This window comes from Aeromicrobium sp. PFPM2_SD2 (assembly GCF_057364525.1).
Window position 1 is genome coordinate 1 of the sequence record NZ_JBNFNZ010000086.1, and the last position, 7,205, is coordinate 7,205.

Genomic DNA, 7,205 nt, shown 5'->3' on the forward strand with positions numbered 1-7,205 from the left:
GACCGCGACCGCCGCCGTTGCCGCGGCCTCCGGAGGGGGGGGGGGGCGTCCGCCCCCGGTCGCCCCTCGGACTTGGGCTTCGGCTCGCGCGGCGGGGCGGGCTTGAGCCGGCCCTTGGTGCCGTGCGGGATGCCCTGGTCGTGGAACAGGTGCTCGGAGGTGGAGTAGGTCTCCTGCGGCTCGTCGAACGGCAGGTCCAGCTCCTTGTTGATGAGCTTCCAGCGCTGGATGTCGGCCCAGTCGACGAAGGTGATCGCGACGCCCGTCGCGCCCGCGCGGCCGGTGCGGCCGATGCGGTGCACGTACGTCTTGTGGTCCTCGGGGCACGTGTAGTTGATGACGTGCGTGACGTCGGCGACGTCGATGCCGCGGGCGGCCACGTCGGTGGCGACGAGGATGTCGACGCCGCCGTCGCGGAACTTCGTCAGCGCCTTCTCGCGGGCGCCCTGCGCCATGTCGCCGTGCAGCGGCGAGCACGGGAAGCCGCGCTCGGCCAGGTCGTCGGCGACGCGCTGGGCCGAGCGCTTCGTGCGGGTGAAGATGATGACCTTGCCGACGTTCTCGGCCTGCAGGATGCGGGCCACGACCTCGGGCTTGTCCATCTCGTGGGCCTGGTAGACGAACTGCGCGGTCGCGGGGACGGTCTGCGTCTCCTCGGTCGACTCCGCGCGGATGTTCATCGGGTGGCGCATGTGCTTGCGCGCCAGCGAGACGATCGCGCCCGGCATCGTGGCCGAGAACAGCAGCGTCTGGCGCAGCTCGGGGGTCTTGGCCAGGATCGACTCGACGTCGGGCAGGAAGCCCAGGTCGAGCATCTCGTCGGCCTCGTCCAGCACGATCGACTTCACGTGCGACAGGTCGAGGTGACCGCGGTTGGCCAGGTCGAGCACGCGGCCGGGGGTGCCGACGACGATCTCGACGCCCTTCTCCAGCGCCTCGAGCTGCGGCTCGTACGGCACGCCGCCGTAGATGACCAGGTTGCGGGTGCCGCGCTTGGCCGAGGCCAGCTCGACGTCCTTGAACACCTGGATGGTGAGCTCGCGCGTGGGCGTGATGATGAGCGCCTGCGGCTTGCCGGGGGCGGCGAGCTGGTCGAAGTCGGGGTCGTGCGGGGCGACGGTGCGCTGGATGACGGGGATCGCGAAGGCGAAGGTCTTGCCGGTGCCGGTACGGGCCTGGCCGATGAGGTCGGTGCCCATGAGGGCCACCGAGAGGGTCATCTCCTGGATGGGGAAGGGCTTCTCGATGCCCTTCTCGGCGAGCGCGTCGGCGATCTCGGGCAGGACGCCCAGGTCTCGGAACGTGGTGATGGCTCTACTCGAATTCTTGAGGAGTTCAGGGTGTGTTCGGGGCCATTCTACGCGCGGAGGCCGGAAACCCGGGCCTCGACGCCCCGGACGGCCCGCTCGGTACGCTGCCGACATGGCTCTCTCGAAGCGTGACGCGTCCGGCCGAGGCTCCGCGCTGGACGACCCGACGTACCGCAGCGGCGTCGTCGAGCTGCTCAGCCTGCTGGCCTACGGCGAGATCAGCGCCGTCGAGCAGCTGGCCCAGGACGGGCGCATGGCGCCGGACCTGCGCAGCCGCGTGGAGGTGGCCGCGCTGGCCGCCGCCGAGTTCGACCACTTCGAGAAGCTGCGCGACCGCCTGGTCGAGATGGGCGTCGACCCGTACGAGTCGATGAAGCCGTTCGAGGCGATCTTCGAGCGCTACCACCGCCAGACGAAGCCGTCGGACTACTACGAGAGCCTGCTCAAGGCGTACGTCGGCGACGGCCTGGCCTCGGACTTCTACCGCGAGGTCGCCGCGTTCCTGGAGACGTCCACCCGCGACCTCGTCGTCGACACGCTCAGCGGCACGGCCCACTCGCAGTTCGTCGTCGACACCGTCCGCGCCGGCATCGAGCAGGACCCGTCGATCGCCGGACGCCTGGCGCTGTGGTCGCGCCGGCTCATGGGCGAGGCGCTGAGCCAGGCGCAGACCGTGGTGGCCGAGCGCGACGCCCTCGCCGCCGTGCTGGTCGGCGGCGTGGACGTGCCGGGCATGGACCTGGCCGCGATCGGACGCATGTTCGCGCGCATCACCGAGGCGCACACGAAGCGCATGGAGCGCCTCGGCCTGGCGGCCTGAGACCTTTGGAGACGGGTCGAGCCCGCCGGGAGCGGTGCTCCCGACGGGCTCGACGTGCGTCCGGCCCCGCGTCGGCGGCTCAGGCGGGCAGGCCGGCGGCGAAGCCGACCTTGGGGCGTCCGGCCTCGGACGTGAAGTACAGGTAGGCGACCTTGTCGGCCGGCACGGCCACGGTGTGGCCCTTGGCGTCGGTCAGCGAGAAGACCAAGTTGTCGGCGATCGCCGACTCCAGCGAGGCGAGCAGCGCCTCGGGGGTCTCCTCGGTCTCGACGGACAGCTCACGGGCGGCGTTCTGGACGCCGATCTTGACCTCCACGGTCATTCCTCTCCTCGGTCGGTGTTCTCGGGGTCGCGCGGGAAGCCGCCGATGCCGCGCCAGGCGAGCCCGGACGCCAGCTCCACGGCCTGCTCCTTGCTGAGCGTCGAGCGCGTGTCCAGCCAGGTGCGGGCTCCCACGTGCCCCATGCCCACCAGGCTGACAGCCAGCTGGTGAGCGGCGGTGCCCGGCAGGCCGGTGTCCTCGCGGATGACCTCGGCGATGGCCGCCGCGGAGTCCTCGATGACGCCGTCGACGAGCTTGCGCACCGCGGGGTCGTTGGTCAGGTCGGATTCGAAGACCAGCCGGAACGCCGCGCCCTGGTCGGCGACGTAGTCGTACCAGAGGGCCATGGTGGCCTGGACGCGCCGGCGGTTGTCGGTGGTCGAGGCCAGCGCCTCGCGGACGCCCTCGACGACCTCGGCGCAGGAGGTCTCGAGCAGGGCCAGGTAGAGCTCGAGCTTGCCGGGGAAGTGCTGGTAGAGCACCGGCTTGCTGACCCCGGCCCGGTCGGCGATCTCGTCCATCGACGCGGCGTGGTAGCCCTGCTCCACGAAGACGGCCAGTGCCACCTCGAGCAGCTGCGCGCGGCGCTCGGTGCGCGGCATCCGGCCCGAGCGCGGACGGGTCGAGGTGGTGTCAGTCACGACGCGATCCTAACGGCGGCGGCTCAGCAGCGGACGTGGGGAGCGACCTCGGCGGCCACGAGCTCGAGGTGGTCCAGGTCCGCGAGGTCGAGCACCTGCAGGTAGACCCGCCGGCTGCCGGCGTCGGCGTACGCGCGCAGCTTCTCGACGACCTCCTCGGGCGTCCCGGCCAGGCCGTTCTCGCGCAGCTCGCCGACCTCCCGGCCGATCGCGGCGGCGCGGCGGGCGATCTCGGCCTCGTCGGAGCCGACGCACAGCACCAGGGCGCTGGAGCGGACGAGCTCGTCGGGGTCGCGGCCGATCTCCTCGCAGGCGCGGGCGGTGCGCTCGTACATGACCCGGTTGGCCTCGACCGAGCCGAACGGGACGTTGATCTCGGCGGCGAAGCGTGCGGCGAGGGCGGGCGTGCGGCGCTTGCCGTGGCCGCCGATGAGCACCGGCGGGCCCGGACGCTGCGCGGGCTTGGGCAGGGCGGGGGAGTCGGTCAAGGTGTAGTGCTCGCCGGCGTGGCTGAACGTCTCGCCCTCGGGCGTCCCCCACAGGCCGGTGAGGATCGCCAGCTGCTCCTCGAGCCGGTCGAAGCGCTCCTTCGTCTCCGGGAACGGGATGCCGTAGGCGGTGTGCTCCTCGGCGAACCAGCCCGCGCCGAGACCGAGCTGACGCGTCCGCCGCTCATCCGGTCGACCTGCGCCACGGCGATGGCCAGCGGCCCGGGCAGCCGGAAGGTGGCCGACGTCATGAGCGTCCCGAGCCGGATCGTGGACGTCTCGCGGGCCAGCGCGGCCAGCGTGATCCAGGCGTCCGACGGGCCGGGCAGGCCGTCGCCGCCCATCGTCAGGAAGTGGTCGGAGCGGAAGAAGGCGTCGAAGCCGAGCCGCTCCGCCGCCTGCGCGACGGCCAGGAGGTCCTCGTGGTCGGCGCCCTGCTGGGGCTCGGTGAAGATGCGCAGGTCCATGCCGCGAGTCTGGCAGGACCAGCATCCGGACGCCGGACGAGGGCCGCCGGGCCCGCGGGAAGAATGGACGGCAGCCGGGCGTTGGGCCTGGCAAGCACCGCACCCGATCCCGAGGAGATGCCGTGGTCGCCCCCCTGGTGGAACCCGCCGACGAGCTGACGATCGACGAGGTCCGTCGCTACAGCCGTCACCTGATCATCCCGGACGTCGGCATGACCGGCCAGAAGCGGCTGAAGAACGCCAAGGTGCTGGTCATCGGCGCCGGCGGCCTCGGCAGCCCGGCCCTGCTGTACCTGGCGGCGGCCGGCGTCGGCACGCTCGGCATCGTCGACGACGACGTGGTGGACGAGTCGAACCTGCAGCGCCAGGTCATCCACGGCCAGAGCGACATCGACAAGCCCAAGGCGATCAGCGCCGCGGAGTCCGTCGCCGAGGTCAACCCGTACGTCAACGTCATCGTGCACAACGAGCGCCTCGACAACGACAACGTGCTCGACATCTTCGCCGACTACGACCTGATCCTCGACGGCACCGACAACTTCGCGACCCGCTACATGGTCAACGACGCGGCCGTCATCCTGAACAAGCCGTACGTGTGGGGCTCGATCTACCGGTTCGAGGGCCAGGTGTCGGTGTTCTGGGCCCAGGAGGGCCCGCAGTACCGCGACCTGTACCCGGAGGCGCCGCCGCCGGGCATGGTGCCGTCGTGCGCCGAGGGCGGCGTGCTGGGCGTCCTGTGCGCGTCCATCGGCTCGATCATGGTCACCGAGGCGATCAAGCTCATCACCGGCATCGGCGACCCGCTGATCGGCCGCCTGATGGTCTACGACGCGCTGGAGATGCGCTACACGACGCTGAAGATCCGCAAGGACCCGAACGGCGTCCTGCCGACCGAGCTGATCGACTACGAGGCGTTCTGCGGCGCGATCAGCGACGAGGCCGCCGAGGCCGCGGCCGACTCGACCATCTCGGTCACGACGCTGGACGGCTGGCTCAAGGAGCGCCAGGACGGCGCCCGCGACTTCGTCCTCGTCGACGTCCGCGAGCCCAACGAGTACGAGATCAACAAGATCCCGGGCTCGGTGCTCATCCCCAAGAACGAGATCATCAGCGGCCGCGCGTTCGAGCAGCTGCCGCAGGACAAGCAGGTCGTCCTGCACTGCAAGTCCGGCGTGCGCTCGGCCGAGGCGCTGGCCGTGCTCAAGGGTGCGGGCTACTCCGACGCCGTGCACGTCGGCGGCGGCGTGGTCGCGTGGGTCAACCAGGTCGACCCGTCGCAGCCCAGCTACTGAGCCGACCCGCTCGGCCGGAGGGCGGTCTCCCCGTGGGGAGGCCGCCCTCTGGCATGCTCGCGGCGTGGACGAGCGGTTCGTGGAGCAGGTGCTGGCGCTGGTCGAGCGCATCCCCGCCGGCCGGGTGATGAGCTACGGCGCGATCGCCGAGGCGCTGCAGGCCGGGTACGGACCGCGCTACGTCGGACGCGTGATGTCGACGACCGGTGCGGCGGTGCCGTGGTGGCGCGTGGTGCGGGCCGACGGGACGCCCGCGGACTGCCACGACGGTGAGGCGGCGCGGCTGCTGCTGGCCGACGAGACCCCGATGCGTCCGGACCTGCGCCGTGTCGACATGCGCCGCGCCGCCTGGTCACCCGAGCCGTGAGCCGTCGTCCTCGCTGGGCGTGACGTTGTGCACGCCCCGCGCGGCGTGTCGCGTGCACAACGTCACTCCCAGCGCTGAGGTGTGGGTTCCGGCCCGGGTTGTCGGTCGCGTCTGCTCAGATAGGGGCATGCCCGAGTCGTACGTCCTGCGCCGCCGCGCCGCCGCCCCGGTGCGCGTGCCCGTGCTGGAGACCAGCAGCGCGCCGTGGTCGAGCACCGTGGCGGGCCGTTGCGCGTGCTCGCCGGTCCGGGCGCGGGCAAGACCACGACGCTGGTCGAGCTGGTGGTCGACCGGGTCGAGAAGGGCGAGCTGAGCCCCGACGAGGTGCTCGTCCTGACGTTCAGCCGTCAGGCGGCCGAGGAGATCCGCGGACGCATCGCGCGCCGGCTCTCGCGCACGGTGTCCACGACGCCGGCCATGACCTTCCACTCCTTCTGCTACGCCTTCGTGCGCGCCCACCAGTCGCCGGACGACTTCGTGTCGCCGATGCGCCTGCTCAGCGCCCCCGAGCAGGACACGATGCTGCGCGACCTGGTCACCGGCGGCGCGGCCGAGCGCTGGCCGGCCCGCCTGCGTCCGGCGCTGCGCACCCGCGGCTTCGCCAGCGAGCTGCACCGGCTCATGGCGGCCACGCAGACGCTCGACCTCGAGCCCGAGCAGCTGGCCGACCTGGCGCGCGAGGCCGGACGCGACGACTGGTGGGCCGCCGCTCACCTCATGCGCGAGTACGCCGACGTCTCGGCGCTGCGCAACACCACCGACTACGGCGGCATCGTCCACCAGGCCGTCCAGCTGCTGCGCGACCCGCAGGTGCGCGACGAGGCCCGGCGGCGCCACCGCCTGGTCGTCGTCGACGAGTACCAGGACACCGACCCGCTCCAGGTCGCGCTGCTGCGCGAGCTCGCCGGCGACGGCCGCGACCTCGTCGTGGTCGGCGACCCGTACCAGTCGATCTACGGCTTCCGCGGCGCCGACGTGCACGGAATCCTCGACTTCCCGCGCCAGTTCGCGACCCCCGCGGGCGAGGCGCCGACGATCGTCCTGCGCCACACCAACCGCTACGGGTCCGCCATCGCGGCGGCGGTCCGCTCGGTCGTCGACAACCGCGGCGCGCTGGGCCCGGTCGACGGACGCGACTACGCCGCCCTGCGCGACCAGGTCTCGCGGGTCGAGCAGCCCGGGCGCGTCGAGGTCGAGACGTACACGACGCCCGCGGCCGAGGCCGAGCACGTCGCGCTGCGCCTGCGCGAGGCGCATCTCAAGGCCGAGGTGCCGTGGCGCGACATGGCGGTCCTCGTGCGCACCAGCCGCGACATCGCCCGGCTGCGCCGGGCGCTGACCACGGCCGGCGTCCGGTCGACGTGGCCGGCGACGAGCTGCCGCTGGCCCAGGAGCCGCGGTCCGCACGCTGCTGGCGGCCCTCGACCTGGCGTCGCGGTCTCGGAGGCCAGGCGCTGTCGGCCGACGACGCCGAGGCGGTGCTCACCAGCCCGCTCGG

At 72.3% G+C, this 7,205-nt stretch carries 7 protein-coding genes and 1 pseudogene; 4 read left to right on the forward strand and 4 right to left on the reverse strand.

The genetic code is table 11. From position 1 onward, the window contains the following. Positions 1–1,424: DEAD/DEAH box helicase (locus tag AC2W7G_RS06240; protein WP_485867671.1), on the reverse strand; the 1,424-nt coding region annotated here is incomplete at its 3' end. Between AC2W7G_RS06240 and AC2W7G_RS06245 the strand changes: the two genes are divergently transcribed. Continuing rightward, entirely contained in the window at positions 1,423–2,130 is a 708-nt protein-coding gene (locus AC2W7G_RS06245; protein ID WP_485867672.1) for a ferritin-like fold-containing protein, read from the forward strand. The genes AC2W7G_RS06240 and AC2W7G_RS06245 overlap by 2 nt on opposite strands. Positions 2,131–2,209: 79 nt before the next feature. Here AC2W7G_RS06245 and AC2W7G_RS06250 read toward each other — a convergent pair whose 3' ends face one another. From AC2W7G_RS06250 to AC2W7G_RS06260, 3 genes and pseudogenes are all read right to left on the reverse strand, one after another. Then, positions 2,210–2,452, reverse strand: coding sequence for a DUF3107 domain-containing protein (locus AC2W7G_RS06250; protein WP_485867673.1), 243 nt, complete (start codon positions 2,450–2,452; stop codon positions 2,210–2,212). Next, positions 2,449–3,093, reverse strand: coding sequence for a TetR/AcrR family transcriptional regulator (locus AC2W7G_RS06255; protein WP_485867674.1), 645 nt, complete (start codon positions 3,091–3,093; stop codon positions 2,449–2,451). Before AC2W7G_RS06255 ends, AC2W7G_RS06250 begins: the two co-directional genes overlap by 4 nt. 23 nt (positions 3,094–3,116) lie before the next feature. Beyond that, positions 3,117–4,048, reverse strand: a pseudogene (locus AC2W7G_RS06260) (LLM class F420-dependent oxidoreductase). Between the two features lie 122 nt (positions 4,049–4,170). Here AC2W7G_RS06260 and moeZ point away from each other — a divergent pair. From moeZ to AC2W7G_RS06275, 3 genes are all read left to right on the forward strand, one after another. Further along, a complete protein-coding gene (moeZ, locus tag AC2W7G_RS06265; RefSeq protein ID WP_485867675.1) occupies positions 4,171–5,340 on the forward strand; it encodes an adenylyltransferase/sulfurtransferase MoeZ in 1,170 nt (389 codons plus the stop codon). A gap of 64 nt (positions 5,341–5,404) precedes the next feature. After that, on the forward strand, positions 5,405–5,707 hold the full coding sequence (locus tag AC2W7G_RS06270) for an MGMT family protein (protein WP_485867676.1): 303 nt from the start codon (positions 5,405–5,407) through the stop codon (positions 5,705–5,707). A 204-nt stretch (positions 5,708–5,911) separates the two neighbouring features. Further along, positions 5,912–7,205, forward strand: a 1,294-nt coding sequence (locus AC2W7G_RS06275; protein WP_485867677.1) for an ATP-dependent helicase, incomplete at its 3' end; no start/stop codon positions are given.

Excerpts from the sequence above, each read along its gene's own strand:
- AC2W7G_RS06245 (WP_485867672.1), top strand. The coding sequence starts at position 1,423 with ATGGCTCTCTCGAAGCGTGACGCGTCCGGCCGAGGCTCCGCGCTGGAC.
- AC2W7G_RS06250 (WP_485867673.1), bottom strand. The coding sequence starts at position 2,452 with ATGACCGTGGAGGTCAAGATCGGCGTCCAGAACGCCGCCCGTGAGCTG.